The sequence below is a fragment of the Streptomyces durmitorensis genome (assembly GCF_023498005.1).
GTDB classification, from domain to species: domain Bacteria; phylum Actinomycetota; class Actinomycetes; order Streptomycetales; family Streptomycetaceae; genus Streptomyces; species Streptomyces durmitorensis.
The window spans coordinates 4,493,379-4,518,288 of record NZ_CP097289.1 but is presented as its reverse complement, the minus strand read 5'-3'; the positions used below and the strand labels follow the sequence as shown (position 1 = coordinate 4,518,288).

At 70.7% G+C, this 24,910-nt stretch carries 18 protein-coding genes, 2 tRNA genes and 1 pseudogene; 10 read left to right on the top strand and 11 right to left on the bottom strand.

The annotated features are described in order from the left end of the window. The first annotated feature begins 99 nt into the window (after positions 1 to 99). Together M4V62_RS20255 and M4V62_RS20250 are read left to right on the top strand one after the other, a co-directional pair. On the top strand, positions 100 to 1,647 hold the full coding sequence (locus M4V62_RS20255; protein ID WP_249588657.1) for an alpha/beta hydrolase: 1,548 nt from the start codon (positions 100 to 102) through the stop codon (positions 1,645 to 1,647). A gap of 101 nt (positions 1,648 to 1,748) precedes the next feature. Beyond that, positions 1,749 to 1,822: transfer RNA gene (locus tag M4V62_RS20250), tRNA-Thr, on the top strand. A gap of 47 nt (positions 1,823 to 1,869) precedes the next feature. Here M4V62_RS20250 and M4V62_RS20245 read toward each other — a convergent pair. Further along, a pseudogene (locus M4V62_RS20245) lies at positions 1,870 to 2,745 on the bottom strand (tyrosine-type recombinase/integrase); the annotation flags it as partial. Positions 2,746 to 2,766: 21 nt separating this feature from the next. Here M4V62_RS20245 and M4V62_RS43925 point away from each other — a divergent pair. Further along, positions 2,767 to 2,865 carry a GntR family transcriptional regulator gene (locus M4V62_RS43925; protein ID WP_249588656.1) on the top strand — a complete coding sequence of 33 codons (99 nt, stop codon included), beginning with the start codon at positions 2,767 to 2,769 and terminating at the stop codon, positions 2,863 to 2,865. Between the two features lie 297 nt (positions 2,866 to 3,162). Here M4V62_RS43925 and M4V62_RS20235 read toward each other — a convergent pair whose 3' ends face one another. Then, on the bottom strand, positions 3,163 to 3,564 hold the full coding sequence (locus M4V62_RS20235) for a hypothetical protein (RefSeq protein ID WP_249588655.1): 402 nt from the start codon (positions 3,562 to 3,564) through the stop codon (positions 3,163 to 3,165). A 1,149-nt stretch (positions 3,565 to 4,713) separates the two neighbouring features. Between M4V62_RS20235 and M4V62_RS20230 the strand changes: the two genes are divergently transcribed. Further along, positions 4,714 to 4,787: transfer RNA gene (locus M4V62_RS20230), tRNA-Thr, on the top strand. A 63-nt stretch (positions 4,788 to 4,850) separates the two neighbouring features. Here the strand turns inward: M4V62_RS20230 and M4V62_RS20225 are convergent. The 5 genes from M4V62_RS20225 to M4V62_RS20205 all read right to left on the bottom strand — a co-directional run bounded on the left by M4V62_RS20225 (position 4,851) and on the right by M4V62_RS20205 (position 9,316). Next, positions 4,851 to 5,645: an ABC transporter permease gene (locus M4V62_RS20225; protein ID WP_249588654.1), complete on the bottom strand. Its 795-nt coding sequence runs from the start codon at positions 5,643 to 5,645 to the stop codon at positions 4,851 to 4,853. Further along, entirely contained in the window at positions 5,642 to 6,643 is a 1,002-nt protein-coding gene (locus tag M4V62_RS20220; protein ID WP_249588653.1) for an ATP-binding cassette domain-containing protein, read from the bottom strand. Before M4V62_RS20220 ends, M4V62_RS20225 begins: the two co-directional genes overlap by 4 nt. A 157-nt stretch (positions 6,644 to 6,800) precedes the next feature. Then, positions 6,801 to 7,646, bottom strand: a complete 846-nt coding sequence (locus M4V62_RS20215) for a DUF4097 family beta strand repeat-containing protein (protein WP_249588652.1) — start codon at positions 7,644 to 7,646, stop codon at positions 6,801 to 6,803. A gap of 155 nt (positions 7,647 to 7,801) precedes the next feature. After that, positions 7,802 to 8,335: a toxin-antitoxin system HicB family antitoxin gene (locus tag M4V62_RS20210; protein WP_249588651.1), complete on the bottom strand. Its 534-nt coding sequence runs from the start codon at positions 8,333 to 8,335 to the stop codon at positions 7,802 to 7,804. Positions 8,336 to 8,719: 384 nt separating this feature from the next. Next, the gene (locus M4V62_RS20205; RefSeq protein ID WP_249588650.1) at positions 8,720 to 9,316 is read right to left on the bottom strand and encodes an LppU/SCO3897 family protein; all 597 of its coding nucleotides are present in this window, start codon (positions 9,314 to 9,316) and stop codon (positions 8,720 to 8,722) included. A gap of 88 nt (positions 9,317 to 9,404) precedes the next feature. On the opposite strand from M4V62_RS20205, the gene M4V62_RS20200 reads away from it, so the two are divergent. Continuing rightward, complete coding sequence (locus M4V62_RS20200) at positions 9,405 to 9,998, top strand: TetR/AcrR family transcriptional regulator (protein ID WP_249588649.1); 594 nt, start codon at positions 9,405 to 9,407, stop codon at positions 9,996 to 9,998. A gap of 1 nt (position 9,999) precedes the next feature. On the opposite strand, the gene M4V62_RS20195 is transcribed toward M4V62_RS20200, so the two are convergent. Further along, positions 10,000 to 10,488, bottom strand: a complete 489-nt coding sequence (locus M4V62_RS20195) for an FxLYD domain-containing protein (protein ID WP_249588648.1) — start codon at positions 10,486 to 10,488, stop codon at positions 10,000 to 10,002. 298 nt (positions 10,489 to 10,786) lie between these two features. Here M4V62_RS20195 and M4V62_RS20190 point away from each other — a divergent pair, with 298 nt between their 5' ends. From M4V62_RS20190 to M4V62_RS20175, 4 genes are all read left to right on the top strand, one after another. Further along, complete coding sequence (locus tag M4V62_RS20190) at positions 10,787 to 11,185, top strand: hypothetical protein (protein ID WP_249588647.1); 399 nt, start codon at positions 10,787 to 10,789, stop codon at positions 11,183 to 11,185. Between the two features lie 99 nt (positions 11,186 to 11,284). Continuing rightward, positions 11,285 to 12,067: a response regulator transcription factor gene (locus tag M4V62_RS20185; protein ID WP_249588646.1), complete on the top strand. Its 783-nt coding sequence runs from the start codon at positions 11,285 to 11,287 to the stop codon at positions 12,065 to 12,067. Then, a complete protein-coding gene (locus tag M4V62_RS20180; protein ID WP_249588645.1) occupies positions 12,057 to 14,129 on the top strand; it encodes a sensor histidine kinase in 2,073 nt (690 codons plus the stop codon). The genes M4V62_RS20185 and M4V62_RS20180 overlap by 11 nt, the downstream gene beginning before the upstream one ends. Positions 14,130 to 14,542: 413 nt before the next feature. After that, entirely contained in the window at positions 14,543 to 18,433 is a 3,891-nt protein-coding gene (locus M4V62_RS20175) for a BTAD domain-containing putative transcriptional regulator (protein ID WP_249592912.1), read from the top strand. 21 nt (positions 18,434 to 18,454) lie between these two features. Here M4V62_RS20175 and M4V62_RS20170 read toward each other — a convergent pair whose 3' ends face one another. Further along, positions 18,455 to 20,170 carry a bifunctional 3'-5' exonuclease/DNA polymerase gene (locus M4V62_RS20170; protein WP_249588644.1) on the bottom strand — a complete coding sequence of 572 codons (1,716 nt, stop codon included), beginning with the start codon at positions 20,168 to 20,170 and terminating at the stop codon, positions 18,455 to 18,457. A 246-nt stretch (positions 20,171 to 20,416) separates the two neighbouring features. On the opposite strand from M4V62_RS20170, the gene M4V62_RS20165 reads away from it, so the two are divergent. Then, positions 20,417 to 21,256: a nitrilase-related carbon-nitrogen hydrolase gene (locus M4V62_RS20165; protein WP_249588643.1), complete on the top strand. Its 840-nt coding sequence runs from the start codon at positions 20,417 to 20,419 to the stop codon at positions 21,254 to 21,256. 674 nt (positions 21,257 to 21,930) lie between these two features. Here M4V62_RS20165 and M4V62_RS20160 read toward each other — a convergent pair. Continuing rightward, positions 21,931 to 24,099, bottom strand: a complete 2,169-nt coding sequence (locus M4V62_RS20160; protein WP_249588642.1) for an FtsX-like permease family protein — start codon at positions 24,097 to 24,099, stop codon at positions 21,931 to 21,933. Continuing rightward, positions 24,096 to 24,869 (bottom strand): ABC transporter ATP-binding protein, encoded by a 774-nt coding sequence (locus M4V62_RS20155; RefSeq protein ID WP_249588641.1) that lies wholly within the window; start codon positions 24,867 to 24,869, stop codon positions 24,096 to 24,098. The genes M4V62_RS20160 and M4V62_RS20155 overlap by 4 nt, the downstream gene beginning before the upstream one ends. Positions 24,870 to 24,910 lie beyond the last annotated feature (41 nt).

Genomic DNA, 24,910 nt, shown 5'->3' with positions numbered 1-24,910 from the left:
CGGGTGCCGAATGCCGGACGAGGGGGCCCGAGGATTGACGGAGTCACCCATACGGGCACATTGCGTCACCATGCCAACGCATAGCGTTAGGCTCGCGTGATGCGCATCAGAGGACTCCGCACCCCCGCGACCGTGTTCTTGGCCGCCGGACTGCTCATCTCCGGCTGCTCGGCCGGGAGCTCGACGGCGGACGCGTCCATGGCCGCGCTGCCCCGCGCCACTCCGGAAGGACTGTCTCCGTACTACGGACAGAAGCTGAACTGGCGCGAGTGCGGCGTCCCCGGCTTCGAGTGCTCCACGATGAAGGCGCCGCTGGACTACGCGAAGCCGGACGGCGCGGCCATCAGGCTCGCCGTCTCCCGGAAGAAGGCCACAGGCCCCGGCAAGCGCCTGGGCTCGCTCCTGGTGAACCCGGGCGGACCCGGCGGCTCGGCGATCGGCTACCTCCAGACGTACGCGGCACTCGGTTACCCCGAAGAGGTCCGCGCCCAGTACGACATGGCCGCGGTCGACCCGCGCGGCGTGGCCCGCAGCGAGCCCGTCACCTGCCTCAACGGCAAGCAGATGGACGCGTACACGCAGACGGACATCACACCGGACGACCAGCGCGAGACCGCCGAACTGTCGGACTCCTTCAAGAAGTTCGCGGCGGGCTGCGAGAAGCACTCCGGTGAGGTGCTTCCGCATGTCTCCACGGTCGAGGCGGCCCGCGACATGGACATCCTGCGCGCGGCGCTCGGCGACGAGAAGCTGAGTTACGTGGGCGCTTCGTACGGCACGTTCCTGGGGGCGACGTACGCCGGGCTCTACCCCGACCGCGTCGGGCGCCTCGTCCTGGACGGAGCGATGGACCCCTCGCTGCCGGCCCGCCGCATGAACCGGGACCAGACGGCGGGCTTCGAGACGGCGTTCCAGTCGTTCGCCAAGGACTGCGTGGGGCAGTCGGACTGCCCCCTCGGAACGAAGAGCGAGGAGGACGCGGGCAAGCGCCTCACCTCACTCTTCGACGACCTGGACCGCACGCCGATCCCCACCGGCGACTCCGACGGCCGCAAGCTGGGCGAGGCACTCGCCACGACGGGCGTGATCGCCGCGATGTACGACGAGGCCGCCTGGCCCCAGCTGCGCACGGCACTGGCCGCCGCGATCAAGGAGAAGGACGGCGCGGGCCTCCTCGCCCTCTCGGACAGCTACTACGAGCGCGACAGCGACGGAACGTACGCGAACCTCATGTTCGCCAACGCCGCGGTGAACTGCCTGGACCTTCCCCCCGCCTTCGACACGGCGGACGACGTGAAGAAGTCGCTCCCGGACTTCGAGGAGGCCTCCCCGGTCTTCGGCAAGGGCCTGGCCTGGGCCTCGCTGAACTGCGCGTACTGGCCGGTGAAGGCGACGGGGGAGCCGCACCGCATCGAGGCGGAGGGCGCGGCCCCGATCGTCGTGGTCGGCACGACCCGCGACCCGGCGACCCCCTACCGCTGGGCCGAGTCCCTGGCCGACCAGCTCTCCTCGGGCAAGCTGCTCACGTACGAGGGGGACGGGCACACGGCGTACGGGCGCGGCAGTAAGTGCGTGGACTCGGCGATCAACGAGTACTTGCTGGAAGGCAAGGCCCCGGAGGACGGAAAGCGCTGCTCACAGGGGTGATACGGGCGAGAAGCCCGCGTCGGCCGGGGGTGTGCGGAGCACCCCCGGAAACTGTGTAGACTTGGCGTCGCTGCTGATCGCACCATAGGTGCGGGACGCGTGCCGCCTTAGCTCAGATGGCCAGAGCAACGCACTCGTAATGCGTAGGTCTCGGGTTCGAATCCCGAAGGCGGCTCTGTGGAAGCCCCAGGACTCACTCGCCGTGACCTGGGGCTTTTGCTTTTAACGGATGCGGCGACGGCGTTGGGCACGAGCCGCGCGAGTGTCGCCGGTCTCAGTTCTGGTCTCAGTGGGGCCCGCAGAGGGCGGAGCGAAGAACTCTCCCATGCGCCGCATCGCGTCCTTCGACAGGTGCGATCTGCCCTTCACGTAGCGCCTCGTCTGGCTGATCTGGGTGTGCCGCAGGATCTCCATGATGGTGGGCATGTCGACGCCCAACTCGTTCAGGATGGTGCCGGCAGTGTGGCGGCTCCCGTCGTACAGGCGACGGTCATCGATCCCGGTTTCCCTGAGCAGCTCCTTGAACTCCTCGTAGTCGGCGCGCGGGTCGAGTGGGCGCCCGTCCGGCCGTGAGAACACGACGTCGTGCTCCTGCCACAGCTCACCGGCAGTGGCCCGCATCTCGTCCTGCTGAGCCTTGTGGTCGAGCAGGAACGGGATGAACACGGGTGGGATCGGAACGGCGTTCTGGCTCTTCTTGGTCTTGGGGCGGGTGAAGACGAGACCACCCTCCTTGCGCACGGGGCAGGCGCTCGCGTGCTTCGTGCACCCCTTGGCACACGGCTTGGGGCACCCCCGCTTGTAGTCCTTGTGCGGGGTGCAGTCCGGAGGGCAGGGCCTGAAGCGGTGGAGGCGCGCTCCGCAGGCGTGCGGGTCGTCGCATCCGTGCCGCCAGGTGAGGCGCTGTAGCTGCCACTTGGGGTGGAACAGCTCCGCCTCCAGGTCGACGTACGACCACCGCAGGCCGAGCGTCTCGCCCTGCCGGAAGCCCATGCCGACGCCCACGATCCAACGCATGAAGGTGGGCCGCTTTGAGGCTGCTTCGAGGAAGGCCTTGGCCTCCTTCTGCGTGAAGGGATTGGCCTCCTCGCGATCCAGGATGAGTTCGGTATCGCGCAGATGACGGCCCGGCGGGTCCTCACCGAGCTCCGGAACGCAGGGCTGGCACAGATGCAGCCGGGCATCGGGACTTTCGTCACTGAACTACCCGAGCCGTAGCAGCGAGGCTCCCATGCCGTTGAGGTGTCATCGATGCCTCACATCACGGGCACAGGAGCCTCGTTGCTTCTATAACCTGCCGTACTTGGCCTGCCACATGCGCCGGCGGATTGCGTCATGATGCTCTTCAGTCATCCGTGAGGGTGACCGACATTGTGAGCTCCCACCACACCAATGCGAGCTCGTTGCTCCGGTGTCCCTGGGCACGTATGACGCCTTCGCTCAGGTCGCCACAAGATTCGACGTCTCCGTTGGTGCCGCCTGCGCGGTCTTTGACCTACTCTCCGACCGTTCTCTTTACGCCATTCCGGACACCCATGGCCCGAAGTTGTGGTCGTACTGTGACGATTCGTCGAGCATCCATCCTTGGATCTTCATCGCTGTCCCCTCAACCAAGTTGAGATTCTTGTCCTTGGAGTTGCCCTTTCCGGCGGCGCAAACCGTCCTGTATTCATACTTGTTGGATGAAACCATTTTCCCGTATATGGACACGCATGCGGATTCGCCGTCTTTGGCGTCGTCATAGGCTCTAAGGAGGTCCCCCTTCGTGCTGAAAGCCCCCCTGCCGTGTGAGCTGTAGGATCCAGACGGGTTAGCCCAGTAGATTTTGTCAACGGCGTGCGCTTGGGTGCTAGAAGCGAACAGCGTCAGGGCCAGGGCGCTTAGCCCGACGGATGTCCATTTGGTTGAATGCTTCACGGGTCCTCCATGTTGCCAACTGGTCAGTTTTCGCGGCGAATTATATCACTGAGCTTTTTACAGCTGCCCGTCGTGAGTGTGCAATGCATGAGGTCCCACGCCTCGGAGGGGAATTCGGCGTTGCAACTGGCCTGCTCAAACGTCTGGTTGGCTTGGTGCGCGCCTGCGGGCCGCAGAATCCGGGCTGGGTGCCCGCGCACCTCGCAGCAGCCCAGGCAGAGCCGGGCCGTCTGTGGGCCGTCCAAGGGGAATCGGAAACGACCGGCAACGGCCAACAACAACGGCTCCGCCGCAGCTCAGAGGCCGATGCCTCGGGCGTCACTTCAGGCCCCGAAACCCGTACGTGAGTTGAGGAACAACAAGCCTGAAGGAATATGCGGGCTACCTCTGCCGGGGCGACTCCAGACATCATCGTGCTATGGACGCTGGTATAGCGACGGTGGGAGCCGCAGCGATCGGCTTGGTGGCGGGTGGAGGGAGCGCCCTCCTTAGTGGTGTTTTTGCCTACAAGGCAGGGCGTAAGCAGGTCGAGGATCAAGGTCTGGCGACACATAGACAGTGGCTACTGCAGCAGCGACAAGAAGCCTTCGTGGCCTATCTGGGTGCCTGCGATGCTTTCATCGACGGCCTAGATGCATGCAACCTCGCTCTTGGCACAGCCGAAGCCACCGGCGATGTCTCGCTGTACGAGGGCGCCATAGAGTGCGTGGATGTGGAGGTCTACCTCACGGCAGAGCGGCTAGAAGGTGCGACTGACCACCACCTAGGCAAGATCCTCATGCTTGGCCCTGGCGCTGTTTCCCAACGAGCGGATGTCCTACGAGTGAGCGTGCGTGCCGCGCGAGAAGATTTGGGGCATCTGACCGATGCGCTGCTTCCACAAGCGTCTCCACGGCCTGAGCTTGCAGGAGCGGACGACTGGTGGTCGAGAGTTCAGCGCGCCAGGGACCAGGTTGCTGCGAATCGATCCGCGTTCGTAGCTGTCGCTCACACGGCCCTGACTTCCTTCAAGGTGCCGGGGTAGTGCGTGGCCAGTGGGAGCACTGGTCTCAATCGCGGTCTCAAACGGCATCGGATCCGGAAGTGTCCGTCGCCGTTCATCCATGTCCGGCAGGCCCCTGATCAGGCAAGAAGCCTGCCGGACGGAGGGCCATGGACTCACTCGGACCAAGGTCCGACAACTCGTAATGCGTAGGTCTCGGGTTCGAATCCCGAAGGCGGCTCTGCTGAAGCCCCAGGACTCACTCGCCGTGACCTGGGGCTTTTGCTTTTGGTGGGTGGGTTGGTTACTTCGGGTCGCGGTTGAAGACTGCCTTTGACCAGTAGTAGCCGAGGGCCGAGAGTGCCACGGACCAAGCGAGTGTGAGCCAGCCGTTGTTGCCGATCTCGGTGCCCAGGAGGAGGCCTCGCAGGGTTTCGATGGCCGGGGTGAAGGGCTGGTACTCGGCGATCGGTTGGAACCAGCCCGGCATGGCGTCGACCGGGACGAAGGCGCTGGAGAAGAGCGGCAGCAGGATCAGCGGCATCGCGTTGTTGCTGGCCGCCTCGGCGTTCGGGCTGACCAGACCCATGCCGACCGCGACCCAGGTGAGCGCCATCGCGAAGAGCGCGAGGAATCCGAACGCCGCCAGCCATTCCAGGACCGTGGCGTCGGTGGAGCGGAAGCCGATGGCCACGCCGACCGCGCCCACGAGGACCACGCTCATGACCGACTGGATCACGCTGCCGATGACGTGTCCGATGATCACCGAGCCGCGGTGGATGGCCATGGTGCGGAAGCGGGCGATGATGCCCTCGGACATGTCGGTGGAGACGGACACCGCGGTGCCGACCGTGGTGCCGCCGATCGTCATCAGCAGGATGCCCGGGACGATGTAGGCGATGTACTCGGACCGGTCCGCCCCACCGCCGCCGCCGATGCCCGCGCTCATCACGTCTCCGAAGAGGTAGACGAAGAGCAGCAGCAGCATGATCGGTGTGAGCAGCAACTGGAGCGTCATGGATGGGTAGCGCTTCGCGTGCAGGAGGTTGCGGCGCAGCATCGTGGACGAGTCGCGTACGGCGAGGGAGAGGGAGCTCATCGGACGTTCTCCTTGGTCTTGTTGGGGGCGTCGGTGCCGCCGGTGAGGGCGAAGAAGACGTCGTCGAGGTCGGGGGTGTGCACGGTCAGTTCGTCCGCCTCGATGTCGGCCGAGTCCAGCCAGTCGAGGATCGAGCGCAGCTCGCGCTGGGTGCCGTCGCTGGGGATCTGCAGGGACAGGGCCTCGTCGTCCCTGGTGACCTCGCGCAGGGCCGATGCGGCTGACTGGTACGCGGCCGGGTCGGTGAAGCGGAGCCTGATGTGTCCGCCGGGGATCATTCGCTTCAGTTCCTCCGCGGTGCCTTCGGCCGCGATCTTGCCGTCGTTCAGGACCGCGATGCGGTCGGCGAGTTCGTCGGCTTCTTCGAGGTACTGGGTGGTGAGGAAGACCGTGACGCCGTCGGCCACGAGTTCGCGGATGATGCCCCACATGTTGTGGCGGGAGCGCGGGTCCAGGCCGGTGGTCGGCTCGTCGAGGAAGATGATGCGCGGGTTGCCGACCAGCGTCATGGCGATGTCCAGGCGGCGCTTCATGCCGCCGGAGTAGGTGGAGGCGGGCTTCCTGGCGGCCTCGGTGAGATCGAAGCGTTCGAGCAACTCGGCTGCCACCCGCCGCCCTTCCTGCTTGGGGAGGTGGTGCAGGTCGGCCATGAGGAGCATGTTCTCCTCGCCGGTGATCAGGCCGTCGACCGCGGAGAACTGGCCGGTGACGCCGATCGCGGCGCGGACGCCGTCCGGGGAGGTGGCGACGTCGTGGCCCGCCACCTGCGCCTGGCCGCCGTCTGCCCTGATGAGGGTGGAGAGGATCTTCACGGCGGTGGTCTTGCCGGCGCCGTTCGGGCCGAGCAGGGCGAAGACGGAGCCGGACGGGATGCGCAGGTCGATGCCGTCGAGGACGGTCTTGTCGCCGTAGGACTTGCGCAGGGCGACGGCGGAGACGGCGGAGAGCGGCTCCTGGTCGTTGCCGTTCCTGGATGTGGGCATGACAGATGAAGGCATGGGGTACTCCCGATCGTGGTCGAAGGCCGGAACGGAGTTGGCGGAGTTAGTTGACGGAGTTACTGGGGTGCGGGTGCGGGTGCGGGTGCCCGGAGTGCGCATGCCCGGGGTGCCCGGGGCGCGGGTGGGGGGCGTGCGCGGAGTCAGCTGTTGTTGCTCAGGCGCGGGCGCGGCGGATGTCGATGTTGCCCCAGCGGGTCCGGGCGCGGACCTCGACGGTGTCCCCGGTCTTCTCCGGGGTCTCGGACGCGGTGAGCGTGTTGCGCACCTGCCCGCGGCCGGAGCTGACGTCGAGCCAGGCGGCGGTGCCCTCACGGATGCCGATGTCGATGGCGCCGTAGCTGGTCTCCAACTGGACCGTCCCGCGGGCCACTTCGGCCACCCGCAGGGTGCCGTGCGCGGTGGTGGCGGCGACCGAGCCCTCGGCGCGCTCGATGCTGATGTCGCCGTTCGCGCCGCTCACCTGCAGGTCGCCGGAAGCGGTGCCGACGTTCGTGGAGCCGTGGGAGTTCTTCAGGACGGCGACACCGTCGACGGTGCCGACGCGCAGGCTGCCGGAGCTGGTGCTGATGTCGGCGGGGCCCTCGACCCGGTCGACGGTGATCGAGCCGTGGGAGGCGGTCAGGTTCAGCGGGCCGGTCGTGTCGAGACGGACGTCACCGGACGAGGTCTTCACGCGGACCTCGCCGAGCCGGCCCTCGCCGAGCACCTGGGTCCAGGCGCCGACCAGTTCGACGCTCGAGTCCGCCGGCAGTTCGACCGTGACGTCGACGGTGCCGGTGGGGCCGACGAGGTAGCGCTGCTTGGGCGTCTTGATGTGCAGCTTGCCGCCCGAATAGGTGACCTCGGTCTGCTCGGCGGCCCGCACGTCCTGGCGCTTCTTCGGGTCTCGGGGGGCCACGTCCACGACGGTGTCGGCGCGGTCGATCGCCGCGAACTGGATGGACCCCGCGTCCACCTGGGCGTTGACCGAGATCGGCTGGGGAGTGTCGAAAGAAGGCATGGCTGTCCCGTCCTCTTGGGTCCTCTTGAGTGTTCGTGGCGTCCCCGCGGTGTGTGAGGCGGGGCGTTTGGGGCGTTGGGTTCGGGGCGTTGGGGCGTTGGTGCGGTCGCGCCGTTCCGGGGGGGCTGGTATCAGGGGCCGGTACTAGGGGTTGGTCAGCTCACCCAGCCCGTGAAGCTCTGGCCGATGGCCCTGGCCTTCGCGGGGGAGCGGGGGGTGGTGGCGCCGCGTGTGTCGACCGCGGCCGACACCGCACGGATCAGCCACGCGTTGACCGACAGGCCCTCGCGGTTCGCGGCCTCCTCGGCGCGGGCCTTGAGGTGGGCCGGCAGGCGCAGGTTGACGCGGGCGGTGCCGCCCTCGTCGGCGTCGGCCGGGGCCGGTCCGGGCGCGGGGGCAGCTTGCGCCTGTGCCGGTGCGTCGAGCGGTTCGGTGTGGTCCTCGTGCTGCGGCAGCACCACTACGAAGTCGGGGTCGAGGCCACGCAGCCGTACGTCGACCGAGCCGGGGGCGAGCTCGCGGGTGATCTCGTCCATCGCGGCGGAGAGAACGTTGAGCATGGTCAGACGCGTCGCCGACTCCAGCGGGGCGGTCAGTCGCTCGGCCAGCTCCCGGGCGTCATCGCCGCCGGCTTCGGCGGCCACCGCGAGTTCGCGGCGGAGGTTGTCGACATACGGCGTGAGGTCCATGACGCCATCATGGCACCAGCGTGGTGCCATCCGCAAGCCTGAATGGTGCACTCTGAGGGTCCGGCTTGGGGTTGACTGCTCTGACCTGCGGAAACGTGAGGAAGTTGGTCTGAGGTGGCGTGGTGCCGTGCGTGTTTGCGCGTCTCTTGGTGCGGGGGGTGGTGCCAGATGGCGCCAGGTGGCACCAGGTGGGGCTGGGTGGCGTCACGTGGCGTCGTGTGGTGTCACGAGGGGAGGGCTGTCCTCGGCTCGTGACACCACGCCACGGGGTTCAGTGTGGACCTCAGGGCGTCCCCGATTAGAAGATCGTTCTAGAAAGATGTACTGCTGTGGTTCGGTGCGGCGTGGTCGTTCCCGGGCTCGCGTCCGTAGCGGCGTGCGCCTTCAGCGCGCGTACGAGCCGAGGCCGACCAGGCAGTAGACGTACTCGTTGATGGTCGAGCCGTTGAGGGTGTAGCGGTACGAGAAGGCGTACTGCGTCCTGGGGTTGTCGTCGCAGCGGCTCATCTCCGACGTCATCGGGATCGTCTGGATCACCTCGTAATGGGCGTCGGACGCCGAGCAGGACACCTCTTCCACGTCGTCGACCTCCTGCGCGGTCGTGGAGTCCGGCAGCGTTCCGTTGAGGCAGGTGCCCGACCGGAAGGGAGTGGGGGCCTCGCTGGTGGGGGTGGTCACGGAGTCCGTGGACGGGGCGTCCGTGTAGGGGTCGCTCGGGTACGGGGTGCTGGTGGACGGGTCGTACGATCCCTGGCTCGTCGAGGAGCTCGTCGAGGGGCTCGTCGAGGAGCTCGGAGAGGCGCTGTCGCTGTCGTCGCCCCCCTGGTTCAGGAGCAGGATGACGACCAGTACGGCGCCGACGGCGCCTAGTGCCGCCAGGCAGCCGCGGGCGGTGGAGCCGGGTGGTGAGCCGGGTGGTGAGCCGGGTGTGGAGCCGCGTGAAGGGCCAGGGCGCGGCGTCGGCGATATGGGTTCAGACACCGGGTCAGTATGATTCAGCGGGCCGTTTGGGTGGAGTGTTTTTCTAGAAAAGCGCTCTAGAAGTGGTGTGCTCTACGCTGGTGGCACCATGAGCCCCAAGCAGCAACGCGGTGAAGAGACCGCCGACCGACTCCTGGATGCCGCGCTCCAGGTCTACGCCGAGTCCGGAGAGCAGGGCGTCACCGTCGGCGCGCTCACCAAGACCAGCGGTGTCAGCCTCGGGAGTCTCTACCACCACTTCGGCAGCGTCGACGGCCTCATGAACGCTCTGCTGCTGCGCTGGCTCGGCCGGCTCCTCGCCGAGATGGCCGCGTCCGTGGAGCGGTCCCGTACTGCACGGACCGGTATCCGCTCCCTTGTCCGGGCCTACCTGAAGTTCATCAAGGAGAATCCGGACGGCGCGCGGCTCCTGCACTCCTCGTACGCCGACCGGCTCGGGATGGCTCAGGCCAGGCAGCTCCGTGACGCGCAGGAGGCCAGGCTGTCCCCGATGACCGACTGGATGCAGCGGCACGTGGATTCGGGTGAGGTCGCTCCGCTGCCGATGCCGTTGATCGAGGGGCTGGTCCTGGGGCCCGTCGTCGCGACCGCGCGGCGCTGGCTCGCCGGTTTCGACGATGTCGATCTGGATCAGGCCGCGCGGGTTCTGCCGGAGCGGATTTGGCGTTCGCTCGTTCCTTGAGTCAGTGGCGTAGTGCCTTGCCGATTTCTGCCTTCGGGGTGCCGGACAGGGATCGGTTGCTGCGGGCCGTGCCGGACTTCGACTTGGCCGGGTCCACGTCGCTGATGTTGAGGACGGCCGTGTCCAGGAGGTTGCCGTCGCTGTCGCGGAAGTTGACGGAGACGGTGTAGTCCGCCTTCTTGTCCGTGCTGTTGGTGGCCGTGATCTTGGCCGCCGTCCGGTTGTCCTCGGACTTGGTCGGGCCGTCCACCTTCACGTCGGTCTTCGCGTCCACGCCGTCCTTCACCTCGGCCATCTTGGAGGCGGCGGCTTCCGTGGCGGACGAGACGGCTTCGCCCGCCTTTGCTGTCGCGGAGGCGGCCCTGTCCTTTGCCTTGTCCACGTCGCTTTCGGAGCAGGCGGTGGTGCTGAGGGCCAGGAGGGCGGTGGTGGCTGCGGCTGTGGCCAGGCGGGTGGCGCGGGTGCGGGCGTGGGTGCGGGTGCGGTTCATGCGGACCACCTTCGGGGTGGTGGGGAGTGGGCGCGAGGTGAGGGCGCCGTATGGGTGTGCGTCTGGTGCTGCGTGCGGTGCTGGTCCGTCTTGTGGGCGGGGCCGCGCCGGTATGTCCGTCCTCGCTATCGTCCGGTGGCCGTGCGGCTTCTTCGGCGAGGGAGTGCCGCGAACCGTGCTCCGGGCGGACATACCGGCACGTCCCCTCGCGAGCGCTACCGACTGCGGGTGTGTGGGGGCCGCGATCCAGTGATTGGGATACGTCGTTGCTCCGGGCGGTCGGTGCGAGGATGCCGCGATGAGTGATGCCAGTGATGCCTCTTACGTTCGTTACGAGTCGCCCGTGCGCCATCCGCGAGGGCACTTCCCAGGGGTCTTCGTCCTCGTCAACGGGCTTGCCAGGGAAGGGAAGTTGACGCCGGAGCAGGAGCGGTTCCGGCGGGCCAACAACGACTGGTACGACGCCGCGTATCCGATCCCGTCGAAGGTCGACCCCACCGTCTACGACCAGGACGTCACGCCCTGCGCCGTGGCCTGGTTCAAGGTCACCGCCACCCATCTCATCGAGCGCGTACCCGGCTATCTGGAGATTCTTGACGCCCACGGCATCGAGTGCCGGGTGGTGCGGTCATCGGATCCCGGGCGGATCGTCTATGAGGACGACTTCCAGGTCGTGGTCGTGCCTCACGAGGGGTAGGGCGGCGTCCTCGGGGGCGGGCCGAGGAGTTATGAGGATCCTGTCAGGCCGCTGTCCGGATTCCGTTTGGCCCGGCCCGCCCCGCTTATGCTCCAGACCATGTGCGCTTTTGTCCTGGTCGCGGAGGATGACGAGAAACAGGCCGAGCTGGTCCGCCGCTATCTGGAGCGCGAGGGCCACACGGTCGCCGTCGTCCACGACGGGCGCGCCGCGATCGACGAGGTGCGGCGCAGGCCGCCGGACCTGCTCGTGCTCGACGTGATGATGCCGCGGGTCGACGGGCTCGGTGTCACGCGCGTCCTGCGGGGCGGGAACGGGGGAGGGAGCGGGAACGGGGGCGGGAGCGCGAGCGGATCCGTCGTCGGGATTCCGATTCTGATGCTGACCGCCCGCACGACCGAGGACGATCTGCTGCTCGGCCTCGATCTCGGGGCCGACGACTATCTGACCAAGCCGTACAGCCCGCGCGAGCTGATGGCCCGAGTCCGTACGCTGCTCCGGCGCTCCCAGGGCACGCACCATCCGGTCGTCGAGGGCGCCGAAGCCGTGCCGCGTGTGCTGCGGGTCGGCGGGCTCTCCGTCGATCCCGTACGGCATGAGGTGACCGTCGACGGGCGGCTCGTCGAGTGCACGCCGGGGGAGTTCGAGCTGCTCGCCGCGCTGGCCGCGGAGCCGGAGCGGGTGTTCACACGGCCCCAGCTGCTCGATCGTATCCACGGGTCGTCCGGGTACATATCCGTGCGCACCGTCGACGTACACATCCTGAATCTGCGCAAGAAGATCGAGGTCGATCCGCGCAGGCCCCGGCATCTCGTGACCGTCTTCGGCGTCGGGTACAAGCTCACGGGCGCGGCCGTCGGGGCGGCGCGCCATGGCGCGTGACATACCGTTCCGCAAGAGCCTGCTGCCCCGGCTGCTGGCCGTCTCCGTGCTCGTCTCCGTGGTCTCGATCGCCGCCACCGCCTGGCTGGCCGCGCAGACCACGTCCGGCGCGATCCGGCAGGAACAGGGGCAGGTGCTCGCCGACGACGCCCGTGTCTACGACGAACTGCTCGGCCTCGCGGCCGGTGCGCCCGGGTGGCAGGGCGCCGAGAAGACCGTGCGGGAGCTGGCCCGGCAGACCGGGCGGCGCATCACCCTGACCACGCAGGACCGTGTCGTCATCGCCGACTCGCGGGGTAAGGGAGGCAAGGGCGGCAAGGGGTCTTCCGGTGACGAGCTGCCGTCCAAGGCCTCGGCCGTCGTCGATCCGCTGGCCGTCGACGGGGCGTTGACCGCCGGTGCGGGGAGCGCGGACGCGGAGGCCGGGGGCCAGGACCGCATCGATCCGCGTGCGGTCGGGCCCTTCCGGCTGCCGGGGACGGAGCGGAAAGAGCTGGGGAAGGTGGCCGGGAGCATCGTGGGCTGCATGCAGGACCTCGGGGTCTCCGCCCGGGTCGTCCAAGGGCCCAGCGGGCGTCCGCGCGTCGAGGCGCCCAACGATCCGTCCCAGCTCCTCGACTCCAGCTGCCATGACTACCGGCTCGACATGCCCACCCGTACGGAGAGCAAGGCGCTCGACCGGCTCAACGAGCTCACCAACGCGTGCCTGCGCCGCGGGGACGCCCCGCCCGTCAAGGTCGGGCTCGATCTGACGTGGTGGCAGTCGCTGGGCGTGTTCGACCGTGATTCCGGGCGCTACATCCCCACGGACGCGGAGACGGCGACGGACAGGCCCGTGGAGCCGGGCGGCGGCCGGGTCGGACCGGAGCCGGGCGGCGGCCGGGTCGGACCGGAGCCGAGTGTTCCGACCAAGGAGCCGGGCACGCCCACGAGCACCCCTTCGGCATCGTCGTACGTCCCTGAACCGACGGGCGGTGTCAGCCGTGTCGGCAACGAGTACGACACCAAGACCGCCGCCTGTGTGGGCAGCGCCCGGCGCGAGCAGCTCGGGCTGTACGTCTCCGAGCCCGCGCTCCTCTTCGTCACCAGCTCCGACGGTTCGCGCACCGCGGTGGCCCGCGCGGTCGAGAGCTCGCGGTTCAGCCTCTCGGGGGCCAACACCACCCGGCTCGCGGGCCTCTCGGCGGGCATCCTCGCGGTGACGGTCGCCGTGACCGCCTTCGCCGCGACCCGGCTGACCCGCCCGCTGCGGGCGCTGACCGCCGCGACCCAGCGGATGAAGACGGGCGAGGCCGCGGAACCCGTCACGGCGCGCTCGGCGGGATCGGCGGGCGAGATCCGCCAGCTCGCCGACGCCTTCAACGACATGGCCGCCCACCGCAAGGCCCTTGAGGACCAGCGCCAGGCCATGGTGAGCGACGTCGCGCACGAGCTGCGTACGCCGCTCTCGAACATCCGTGGCTGGCTGGAGGCGGCCGAGGACGGCGTGGTCGCCACCGATCCCGAGCTCGTCACCTCGCTCCTCGAAGAGGCCCTGCTCCTCCAGCACATCGTCAATGACCTGCAGGATCTCGCCGCCGCCGACGCCGGTACGCTCCGGCTGCACCGCGAGCCCGTGCACGCGTCCGACGTCGTGGACCAGGTCGCGGCGGCGCACCAGGCCGGGGCCGAGGCGGCGGGCGTACGGCTGAGCGCGACGACGCTCGGCGACCCCTGTTTCACGGCCGACCCGCTCCGGCTCCGGCAGGCGATCGGCAACCTGGTCTCCAACGCGGTCCGGCACACCCCGGAGGGCGGCAGCGTCACGATCAGCTGCCGGGCCACGCTCGACGCGGTGGTGGTGGAGGTCGCCGACACCGGTACCGGCATCGATCCCGATGACCTGCCGCACGTCTTCGACCGCTTCTGGCGCGCGGACAAGTCACGTACGCGGGCGACCGGCGGCAGCGGGCTCGGCCTCGCGATCGTCCGCCAGCTGGTGGAGGGGCACGACGGGACGGTGACGGCGCGGAGCACGCCGGGGGAGGGGGCGGTGTTCACGGTGCGGCTGCCTTCGGGATGAGGGGCGCCGCGGGTGTTACCCGGGGATACCACCGCGGGGCGTCATGGCGGGCCTCATCCGCGTGAGCGAATGGTGGGAGATCGGTGAGCACCTGGTGCTGGAATCCGGAGGCCGGTGCGTGTGGCCGGGGTCCGCGGGCAGGTGCTCGCCGCGTGGGTACGGTGACGCTCGCGTGGATACGGTGACTCCCGCGCGGCTGCTTCGATTCCGCGAGCACCTCAACTTCTCCACCCCGTAAGGAAGTTGAGGGTGCATCGCAGAAACTGAGCGGGCCCGGCCACAACGGTGACACTCCCCCGAGTTACGCGCTTGGCGCGAGTACCGGCGGGGCCGGGCCCGATGTGTTGATTCCATCAGGGCCCGCCAACCGATCGCTAACATGTGGCCAACGGTTGGCGGGAGATGGCGTGGACGTGCGGTGCGACGGGTTGCGATTCGGACTCCTGGGCGCGCCTGCCGTGTACGACGCCGACGGCGAGCCCCAGCCCGTGCAGAGCGCCAAGGGCCGGGCCCTGCTGGCCGCGCTGCTGCTCGAACCGGGCCGGGTGGTATCCGTCGACGCCCTCAAGGACGCACTGTGGGGCGGCGCGCCGCCCGCGTCCGCGCACGCCTCGCTGCAGAACCACGTGACGCGGCTGCGCCGTCTCCTCGACGATCCGGAACGGCTGCGGGCGGTGCCTCCGGGGTACCGGCTGCGGGTGGCCGACGGTGAGCTGGACGTGCGGGTCTTCGAGCAGTTGGTCGCGCAGGCCCGTGCCGCGCACGCGCAACGTGACTGGGACGGCTGCGCGGACGCCGCGTCCGGCGCGCTCTCCCTGTGGCGCGGCGCACCGCTGGGCGGGCTGCCCGCGGATGCGGCGGGCCACGCGCTCGTACCGCGCCTTGAGGAGGCGCGGCTCCTCGCCCTCGAACTGCGCTACGACGCGGAGTTGGCCACCGGTGCCGGTGCCGGTGGCGGAGGGCTCGTGCCGGAGCTGGCGGAACTGGTCGCCGAGTACCCCTTGCGGGAGACCTTCCACCGGCAGCTGATGCTGGTGCTGCACCGCACGGGCCGCCAGGCGGAGGCACTCGCCGTCCACCGCGAGCTGCGGCGCAGGCTGGTGGACGAACTGGGCGTGGAACCGGGCGCCTCGGTGCGGGAGGCGCATCGGGAGGTGCTGCAGGAGCCTGCGGGGGCGGCTTCGGTGGGGCTTGGTGGGGTCGTTGGGGTTGGGCTTGGTGTGGGTTCCGGGGCTGGGCGTGGCGTGGTGTCCGGGGCGGGGCTTGGTGTGGGTTCTGGGGGCGGGCGTGGTGTGGCGTCCGGGGCTGGGCTCGGCGGGGCCGCTGGGGCTGGGCGTGGCGTGGTGTCCGGGGCCGGGCTTGGCGGGGCCGCTGGGGCGGGGCGGCCTGCTCCGGAACTCGAAGTAACCGCCGGCCCGGGGTCCGAGGTCGGGGGTTCGGCCCGACTGTCTGTCGGTTCGGGGTCCGAGGTTGGGGGTTCGGCCGGACTGTCTGTCGGTTCGGGGTCCGAGGTTGGGGGTTCGGCCGGACTGTCTGTCGGTTCGGGGTCCGAGGTTGGGGGTTCGGCCGGACTGTCTGTCGGTTCGGGGTCCGAGGTTGGGGGTTCGGCCGGACTGTCTGTCGGTTCGGGGTCCGAGGTTGGGGGTTCGGCCGGACTGTCTGTCGGTTCGGGGTCCGAGGTCGGAGGTCCGGCCCAACCGCCCGTCGGTCCGGGATCCGGTGTCTCCGTCGGCTCGGGATCCGGCGTTCCCGTCGGTTCGGGATCCGGTGTCTCCGTCGGTCCGGGATCCGGAGTCCCCGTCGGTCCGGAGTCCGAAGCGCTCCCCGCGCCGGGCCCCGACGCGGCCGTCGTCCCTGCACCGGCTCCCGCACCAGCCCACGCACCCGCACCCGTACCAACCCCCGCCCCTGCCTCCGCCTCCGCCTCCGTCCCCGCCTCCGCCTCCGCCTCCGCCTCCGTCCCCGTCCCCGCCTCCGCCTCCGTCCCCGCCTCCGCCTCCGCCTCCGCCTCCGCCTCCGTCCCCGCCTCCGCCTCCGCCTCCGTCCCCGCCCCCGCCTCCGTCCCCGCGTCCGCATCCACCCGACCCGCTCAACTCCCCCCATCCCCACCCCACTTCACGGGCCGCGAAGAAGTGGTGCGCTCCCTGGCGCCGCTCCTCACGGGGCAGGGCGGCAGCAGTGACGCGCTCGGCCGGGCGCCCGGTTCCGCGCCTCCCGTCGCCGTTCTGTCCGGCATGGCGGGCGTGGGGAAGAGCGCGCTCGCCCTGCACGTGGCCCACCGGCTGCGCGAGCACTTCCCCGACGGGCAGCTCTACGTCAATCTGCGCGGGGCCACCCCGGGCATGACGCCCCTCACGCCCGACCAGGCCCTCGCCGCCCTGCTCCGGGACCTCGGGGTCGAGTCGAACCACAGCCCCGAACACCCGGACGCCGCAGCCGCGTTGCTCCGCTCGCTGCTCGCGCCCACCCGCACCCTGCTGGTCCTGGACGACGCGGCGACCGCCGCGCAGGTGCGGCCGCTGCTGCCCGCGGGCTCCGGCTGCGCGACCATCGTCACCAGCCGTTCTCCGCTCACCGCGCTCGACGGCGCGGGACGATTCCCGCTGGAGCCGCTCTCCGCGGGGGACAGCATCGCCCTGCTGCGCGCCGTCTCCGGGCGGGCGGGGCTCGACGCCGGGCACCCCCTGGTCGAACTCGCGGGCCGCCTCCCGCTGGCCCTGCGCATCATCGCGGCCCGCCTCGCCGCCCGCCGCGCGCTCACCCCGGACGCCCTCGCCGAACTCCTCACCGTCAGCGGCGGGCGGCTGCATCACCTGGAGCACGACGACTTGAGCGTGCGGCGCTCGCTCGCCGTGGCCCTGGACGCGCTGCGCATGTCGGAGCGCGAGTCCGACCGGGACGCGGCCGCCGCCCTCGCCGTGATCGGGGCGCTGGATCTCCCGGCGTACGGAGTCCCGCTCGTCGCCCGGCTGTTGGGCGTGGAGGAGTGGCGCGCGGGGGCCGCGCTCGACCGGCTCGTCGACGTCGCGCTCCTCGAAGAGACGGCCTACGGCCGCTATGCCCCGCACGATCTCGTACGCGACTTCGCGAGGGAGGCGGCCCACCAGGACGGCACGGGGGCGGCGGACGTCGTGGAATCGGCGCTCCAGTGGTACGCGGAGTCGGCGCGGCAGACCGTGATGGCGATCATGCCGGAGGGCCTGGACCGCGACGACCGGCTGCGGGGAGTCGACGAGCGACTGCGGGGGGTCGACGAGCGGCTGCGGGGAGTCGACGAGCGGCTGCCGCCCCGGCACACCGCCGACGGCTCCCCGGTCCCCGCCGTGCCGCCGATGTCCACCGATGACGCCTTCGCCTGGGGCGACACGGAACTCGCCAACGTCATCGCCCTCGCCGACCGCCACGGCCGCGAATCGGTCCTGCTGCCCGTGCTGGTCCGCTGCTTCTTCTCGTATCTCAAGCGCCGCGGCAGGCTCGGCGAGGCGGACCTCCTGAACCGCCTCGCGGTGACCGCGGCCCGTCGGTGGAGCGACATCGCGGGCGAGGCGCAGGCCCTCACCGACCTCGCGGGCCTCAACTACGTGTCGGGGCGCAGCGGCGCGGCGCTCGCCCTGATCGACGAGGCGCTGGTCCTGTGGCGTGAGCTGGACTGGGTGTCGTTCGTGCACCGCGCCGTCCTCAACCGCAGCCTGCTCCTCGAAGCGCTCGGCCGCTACGAGGAGTCGGCCGAGGCGCTGCGGCAGGGCCTGGAGCTGGCCAAAGCCCTGGACGATCCGTTGAGCGAGGCCTTCGCCCTCAGCCACCTCGGCAACATCTACGAGCACACCGACGCGCGCACCGCGATCGACCACCACGAGCGGAGCCTGGCCATCGGCGAGGCCCTCGCGCACGCCGGCCTCCGCCAGGAAGCGCACTGCGACATCGGCCGCGCCTACCTCCTCCTCGGCCAACCGGACATGGCGCTCACGCACTTCGAGGAGAGCCTGCGCATCCACGGCGAGGCCGAGGACTGGCACAACGAGTCCAAGGTGCGCCTCGGCATGGTCCGCGCGCTGCGCGAGGTGTCCCGGCCACAGGACGCGGCGCGCGAGTGCGCCGATCTCCTGGAACGTGCGGAGCAGCGGGCCGACGCCCACATGGCGGGCCTGGCCCGGCACCAGAGCGGACTCCTGCTGTACGCGGAGGGGCGGGCCGAAGAGGCGTACGCGCAGTGGAGGGCGGCGCTCGAGGCGCTCGACGGCACGGACAGCAGCGAGGTCGTCGGCGAGCTGAAGGACTTGCTGGCGGGTGCGCGGGCGGGCTGAGCCCTCTGTCCTGGACCAGGGCTACTTCGCGTCCGCGTAACACTCCACCACGGCCACGGAGAACGGGAAGCGCACCGGCGTCTCGCCGAACGCGATGCGCCCCGCCAGGTCGCCGGCCGCGCGGATCGCCGCCGTGACCGTCTCGGCCTCCTCCTGCGGGCAGTGCACGATGACCTCGTCGTGCTGGAAGAAGACCAGCTCGGCGCGGAGACCGGCCGCGGCGATGGACTGACGCAGTGCGGCCAGCATCAGCAGGGCCCAGTCGGCCGCGCTGCCCTGGACGACGAAGTTGCGGGTGAAGCGGCCGCGGGCGCGGGTGTTGGACGAGGCATACCCAGGAGTGAACTCGCCGTCCTGGGAGGGCAGTTCGGCAGGGTCTTCCTGCGGGATGCCCGCCTCGTCGAAGTCGTCCGCGCCGGCCGCCGGCGGGCTCGTCCGACCCAGCCAGGTCCGTACGAGGCGGCCCTCCTCGCCCGCCTTCGCGGCGTCGTCGACGTACGCGACGGCGGCGGGGAATCTGCGGCGCAGTGCCGCCAGGTTCTTCAGGCCGTCGCCCGACGTCTGCCCGTACACGGCGCCGAGCAGTGCGATCTTGGCGTGGTCGCGGTCGCCGGAGAACGCGCGGTCCGAGAGGCGTGTGTAGAGGTCCTCGTGGCTCCCGGCCACCTCCATGAGGCCCCGGTCGCGGGAGATCGCGGCGAGGACCCGCGGCTCCATCTGATCGGCGTCGGCGACGACGAGCCGCCAGCCGGGGTCGGCGACGACCGCACGCCGGATGATCTTGGGGATCTGCAGCGCGCCACCGCCGTTCGTCGTCCAGCGTCCGCTGACGGTGCCGCCCGGCGTGTACTCGGCGCGGAAGCGGCCGTCGCGCACCCAGTCCTGGAGCCAGCTCCAGCCGTGCGCCGTCCAGATCCGGTACAGCTTCTTGTACTCGACGAGGGGGCGCACCGCCGGGTGGTCGATCTCCTCCAGCTCCCAGCGCCGGGTGGACTTGACCCTGATGCCGGCCTGCGCGAAGGCCTTGATCACGTCGTTCGGCAGGTCGGGGCGGACGCGGCGGCCGAAGGCGGCGGAGATCTCGTCGGCGAGCTCGGCGAGGCGGCGGGGCTCGGCTGCTCCCGCGTTCCTGCCGCCGCCCGCATACCGCTCGCCGAGGAGCTCGGTGAGCAGGGTGTGGTGGACGTCGGCGCGCCAGGGCAGGCCCGACACGTTCATCTCGGCGGCCACCAGCATCCCGGCCGACTCGGCCGCCGTGAGCAGCCGCATCCTGCCGGGGTGCTCGGCGGCCTCGTGTCTTCGCTGCTGCGCGGCATACACCTCCAGGAGGGCGTCGAAGGGGAGGGAGGTGACGGGGGAGGGCTCGAAGAGGGAGTCCTGGGCGCCGGGGGCTGCCGCTCTGGGGGGAGGGTCGGCCGGCACCGGGGCGTTGTGCAGCCGGGCCCAGGCGGCGGCGGCCGAGCGGGGCTCGCCGAGGCGGCCCTCGTGACCGAGGAGGAGGAGCTCGGCGTCCTCGATGTCATAGCACCGCTCCACGCGGACGCCGGCGGTGAACAGGGCGGGATAGATCTCGGCGGTGGAGCGCCAGACCCAGCGGCTCACGTCGGGCCGGTCGCGCACGGCTCCGGCGAGGTCCGGCTCGTGCAGGGTGGGGCCTGCGGGCAGGCCGTCTTCCCCGAGGGGGGCGAGGGTGGCGCCTCCGGCCTCGGTGGCGGCGAGGGCCCACCTTGCGGTCATGCGGCCGAGTCTGTCACCAGGCACTGACAATCCTGCGGAGGGCTTTGCGGGGGCTGGGGGTGCCCTGGGGTGGGCGGGGCATCCGGGGGCTTCGCCTGCGCCGAGGGGGCCTTTCCCGCTCACTCGCCCGTTCACCCCGCGGCGCCCTTCCTTGCCGAACGAGATCTCCCGCCCGATTGCCCCGTCGGTTCATCTTCCGGGTGTCCCCGACATGCGAGGGGTCTCCGGCGCTGCGAGGCTCGGGGCATGAGAGTGGCCCTTGCGCAGACCGACTGTGTCCTCGGCGAGGTGGACGAGAACCTCGCGGAGGCCAGGGACCAGATCGGCCAGGCGGCGGCGCAGGGTGCCGACCTCGTCGTCTTCCCCGAGCTGAGTCTGCACGGGTACCACCTGGGCGGCCTGAAGCGGGACACGTCGCTGGACGCGATGGACACCCGCCTCCTGGAGCTCTCCACGTTCGGCCCCGACGTGATCGTCGGTCTGCACGAACACACGAGTCTGCGCGCGTACAACACGTCCGCGTACTACGCGAGTGGCCAACTCCTCCATGGCCACCGGAAGTTGTACCTCCCCAACTACCTGGCCTGGGAGGAGCGCAAGCACGTCAGCCCCGGCCAGCACCTGCGTGCGTACGACCTGCCGGGCGGGCACGGGCGCGCGGCGACCCTCATCTGCAATGACGCGTGGCAGCCGGTGCTGCCGTGGCTGGCGGTGCAGGACGGTGCCGAGGTCATCGTCATTCCCACGAACAGCGCGGCGAGCCTGGATCCCGAGGCGATGGACACGGGCCTGTACTGGGACACGCTGCTGTCCTACACGGCCCGCATGCTCCAGTGCTGGGTGGTCTTCGTGAACCGGGTCGGGAACGAGAACGGGGCTTCGTTCTGGGGCGGTTCGCGGGTGGTGGACCCGCGGGGGACGGTGGTGGCGCAGGCGCCGAAGTGGGAGCCGGGCCTGGTGACGATCGACATCGACGTCCATGAGGCCCGCCGGCATCGGCGTGCGGTTCCTCTTGTCGCGGAGGCGCGGCTCGGGCTTGTGGACCGGGAGGTACGGCGCCTCATCGACGAGGGCGGCGACAGTTAGCCTGCGGCTCGCTGGACGGTCCTTGCCCTCACCCCCGCTGGGCGGCCCCGCAAGGACCTCCCGGTCCACCCGCCCGGCACTCCGCATCCGCCCCTGGCCGAACAGGCCTCTCCCACCCACCCGCCCGTTCACCCCGCATCCGCCCCATGCCGAACAGGCTTTCCCACCCACCCGCCCGTTACCCGGCAGTCGGGAGCGCTCGTGAGGGGACGTGCCGGTATGTCTGCCCGGAGCACGGTTCGCGGCGCTCCGGCGGCGAAGCAGCCCCGCGGGCACCGGACGATAGCGAGGACGGACATACCGGCGCGGCCCCGCCCCCAAGGCCAAGTGGCGCCGCAGCACGGATGCACCTGCAGTCGGCAGTGCTCGTGAGGGGACGTGGCGGTATGTCCGCCCGGAGCACGGTTCGCGGCGTTCCGGCGGCGAAGCAGCTCCGCGGTCACCGGACGATAGCGAGGACGGACATACCGGCGCGGCCCCGCCCCCAAGGCCAAGTGGCGCCGCAGCACGGATGCACCTGCAGTCGGCAGTGCTCGTGAGGGGACGTGGCGGTATGTCCGCCCGGAGCACGGTTCGCGGCGTTCCGGCGGCGAAGCAGCCCCGCGGGCACCGGACGATAGCGAGGACGGACATACCGGCGCGGCCCCGCCCACCCCACCGGCGGACCCCGGCGCTCAGCGCCTCCGCACCCCCAGCACCCCCACCCCCGCACCAACCACCGCACACACCCCCGCAGCCACCCCCACCACCCCCCAGGGCACCACCACCCCCGCCGGCGCCGACAGCTGCGCGAGGCCCGCGCTCAGTGCGCCCAGGTTGAGCAGCGTGACCGCCAGGCCCAGTGCCGCGCCCACCGCCACCGCAAGCAGCGACTCCCCGGCGATCACCCACCGCACCTGCCCCCACGTCGCCCCGGCCATCCGCAGCGACCGCAGCTCAGGACCCCGTACCGACGTCGCCATCAACAGCGTTCCCGCCAGTGAGATGACCGTGTAGACCAGAGCGATACCCAGCAGCACCAACAGCCCCAGCCGCGTCTGCGGCTTCGTCGCCGGGTGCGTGTCCGCCAGCCATTCCTCCGCCGACCGCACCCGAAGCTCGGCCCCACCCTCACCCTCACCCTCGCCCCAGCCCCGCAGCGCCGCCGCCACCTCGTCCCGGTCCGCCCCGGCCCGCAGCCCCACGTCAATACGGTCGATCCGCGCCCCCGCCCCCGCCCCCGCATTGGCCGACGTGACGTACGCCCCGCCGTCCCCGGTCCCCCGCGCGAGCACCGCGACGATCCGCAGCCGCGCAGGCCTGCCGTCCCCGAGCCAGACATCGACCCGCTCACCCACCCGCCGCCGCTCCCACTCCTCGTTCACGACGATCGACCGGTCGTCGAGATCGCGTACGTCCCCCGCCACCACCGGCAGCCGCGACACCGCGGCGAACGCCGCCGGATCCTTCAGGGCCCGCGCCTCCGAGCGGATCAGCGCCGTACCTTCCTCCCGTACGTACACGGCCGTGGTGGCCGACGACGCAGCCACCTTCACCCCGTCCACCTTCCCCGCTCCCAGTGGCCTCAAGTCGTCCCCCGTCACCACCAGTTCGGCCCTCGTCCGCTCCCTCGCCTCCTCTGCCCTCGCCCCTCCCGCCGTCTGAGCCGAGCCGAACAGCGAGCCCGCGAGGGCCACCGTCACCAGGACCGGCGCCGCGACGGCCGCCGTGCGCCGCACGGACGCGGCTGAGTTCTCGCGGACCAGGAGCCCGACCGCGCCGGGCAGGCGGACGGCGCGCAGGACGGGACGTACGAGAAGGGGAGTGAGCGCGGCGAGTGCGGTGATCAGGATCATCGGCTGGGTCGTGTACGTCTTCCGCTTCATCAGCGCCGACGGGTCGGTCCACAGGGTCAAGGCCAGCATCCCCACCCCCGCCACCAGCAGCGCGCCCCCCACGATCCGCCGACTCCACGGCATGACCCCGGTGTCGACGGACGCGTCCCGCAGCGCCTCGACGGGACCCACGCGCCCCGCCCGCCGCGAGGCGATCCACGCCCCGGCGAAGGCCACCGAAACCCCGACCCAGAAGGCGAGATGGTACGGCCAGACCGCCCCGCCGATCCCGAACCACTCCGGAGCGATCCCCGCGTCCACCAAGGCCTCGGCAAGCACCGGCGCGCCCCACGCCCCCAGCACGCAGCCCACACCGGAGGCCACGACCCCCACCGCGAGCGCCTCGGCGAGCAGCAGCCTGCGCACCTGCCCCGGTGTCGCTCCGGCCATCCGCAGCAGCCCGAACTCCCGCCGCCGCAGCGCCACGACAAAGGCGAAGGTGGACGCCGTGACGAAAACCGAGACAAAGGCTGACACCCCGCCCGCCGTTCCCAAGAAGGAGTTCACCGCCACCAGCGCCTCCGCATCCCGCCCCGGCTCCGGATCGGCGAGCCGCCGGTCACCCCCGGTCAGGACGCGAGCCCGAGTGCCGCTGGCCTCGACGGCCTCCCGCACCTCCTCGACAGGAGCATCCACACCCACCGCGTCCCATGCGGCCACCCCATCCAGCTGGACCGGCCCGAGGCGTCGAAGCTCGCGCAGAAGTTCGATATCCACAGGGTGTGGATGAGCGAGCGGCTTCGACACGAACTCGACGTCCGGCCCCCGCTTCACCGGGACAGTCAGGGTGTTCTGCCCCATAACGACCACGGGAGACCCGGCGAACCGCACGGGCTCCCGCTCCGGCGCACTGAACGTCGAGGCGAGCCCCAGCCCCATCGCGGCAGTGAGCGCCACGCCGAGCGCGACGGCGACGAAGGCGCCGAGCAGTCCGGCCCAGCGCGTACGAAGGGAAGCGAGAAGAATCATCGGGCAACAACCTCTCCGCAACCCGCCCCAAAGCCGCCCGCCTCGCGACCGCCCCCCACCTCAAGCCCCGCCATCCGCCGAGCCACCTCCCCCGCATCCGGCGCAAGCACCTCATCGGCCACCCGCCCGTCCACCAGGAACACCACCCGGTCCGCGTACGCCGCCGCCACGGGGTCATGCGTGACCATCACGGTGGTCTGCCCTTCCCCGTCGACCAACTCCCGCAACAGCAGCAGCACTTCACGACTTGTCGTCGTGTCGAGCGCGCCGGTCGGCTCGTCGCCGAACAGCACGGCAGGCCGCGTGACGAGCGCACGCGCCAGCGCGACCCGCTGCTGCTGACCACCCGACAGCTCCCCGGGCCGATGCCGGGCACGGTCACCGAGGCCCACCCGGGCCAGCGCGTCCGCCACCTCCGTACGCGAGGGCCTGCGCCCCGCGAGCCGCAGTGGGAGGGCGACGTTCTGGGCCGCGGTCAGTGACGGAAGGAGGTTGAAGGACTGGAAGACGAAGCCGATGCGATCCCTGCGCAGCAGGGTCAGCCGGCGCTCGCTCAGCCCCGTCAGCTCCGTGCCGCCCACCTCCACCGTCCCGGACGTCGGCCGGTCGAGCCCGGCCGCGCACTGCAGCAGCGTCGACTTGCCGGAGCCGGAAGGGCCCATGATCGCGGTGAAGGTCCCTGCGCGTATCGCGAGGTCGACGCCGTCGAGGGCGGTCACATCGCGGTAGAGGCGGCGGACGGCGGTGAGCCGTACGGCAGTTGAGGTCATGCCTCAACCCAACCGCCCACGGCCCCGCCGGGCACGACCAC

What these genes read in the sequence shown, in the direction of transcription:
- M4V62_RS20220 (WP_249588653.1), bottom strand. Translation starts at nt 6,643, where the DNA reads ATGCCTTCATCTGTCATGCCCACATCCAGGAACGGCAACGACCAGGAG.
- M4V62_RS20255 (WP_249588657.1), top strand. Translation starts at nt 100, where the DNA reads ATGCGCATCAGAGGACTCCGCACCCCCGCGACCGTGTTCTTGGCCGCC.
- M4V62_RS20190 (WP_249588647.1), top strand. Translation starts at nt 10,787, where the DNA reads ATGAGTGATGCCAGTGATGCCTCTTACGTTCGTTACGAGTCGCCCGTG.
- M4V62_RS20215 (WP_249588652.1), bottom strand. Translation starts at nt 7,646, where the DNA reads ATGCCTTCTTTCGACACTCCCCAGCCGATCTCGGTCAACGCCCAGGTG.
- M4V62_RS20200 (WP_249588649.1), top strand. Translation starts at nt 9,405, where the DNA reads ATGAGCCCCAAGCAGCAACGCGGTGAAGAGACCGCCGACCGACTCCTG.
- M4V62_RS20180 (WP_249588645.1), top strand. Translation starts at nt 12,057, where the DNA reads ATGGCGCGTGACATACCGTTCCGCAAGAGCCTGCTGCCCCGGCTGCTG.
- M4V62_RS20225 (WP_249588654.1), bottom strand. Translation starts at nt 5,645, where the DNA reads ATGAGCTCCCTCTCCCTCGCCGTACGCGACTCGTCCACGATGCTGCGC.
- M4V62_RS20170 (WP_249588644.1), bottom strand. Translation starts at nt 20,170, where the DNA reads ATGACCGCAAGGTGGGCCCTCGCCGCCACCGAGGCCGGAGGCGCCACC.
- M4V62_RS20160 (WP_249588642.1), bottom strand. Translation starts at nt 24,099, where the DNA reads ATGATTCTTCTCGCTTCCCTTCGTACGCGCTGGGCCGGACTGCTCGGC.
- M4V62_RS20185 (WP_249588646.1), top strand. Translation starts at nt 11,285, where the DNA reads ATGTGCGCTTTTGTCCTGGTCGCGGAGGATGACGAGAAACAGGCCGAG.
- M4V62_RS20195 (WP_249588648.1), bottom strand. Translation starts at nt 10,488, where the DNA reads ATGAACCGCACCCGCACCCACGCCCGCACCCGCGCCACCCGCCTGGCC.
- M4V62_RS20165 (WP_249588643.1), top strand. Translation starts at nt 20,417, where the DNA reads ATGAGAGTGGCCCTTGCGCAGACCGACTGTGTCCTCGGCGAGGTGGAC.
- M4V62_RS20155 (WP_249588641.1), bottom strand. Translation starts at nt 24,869, where the DNA reads ATGACCTCAACTGCCGTACGGCTCACCGCCGTCCGCCGCCTCTACCGC.
- M4V62_RS43925 (WP_249588656.1), top strand. Translation starts at nt 2,767, where the DNA reads ATGACGGCCCGGCGGGTCCTCACCGAGCTCCGGAACGCAGGGCTGGCA.
- M4V62_RS20210 (WP_249588651.1), bottom strand. Translation starts at nt 8,335, where the DNA reads ATGGACCTCACGCCGTATGTCGACAACCTCCGCCGCGAACTCGCGGTG.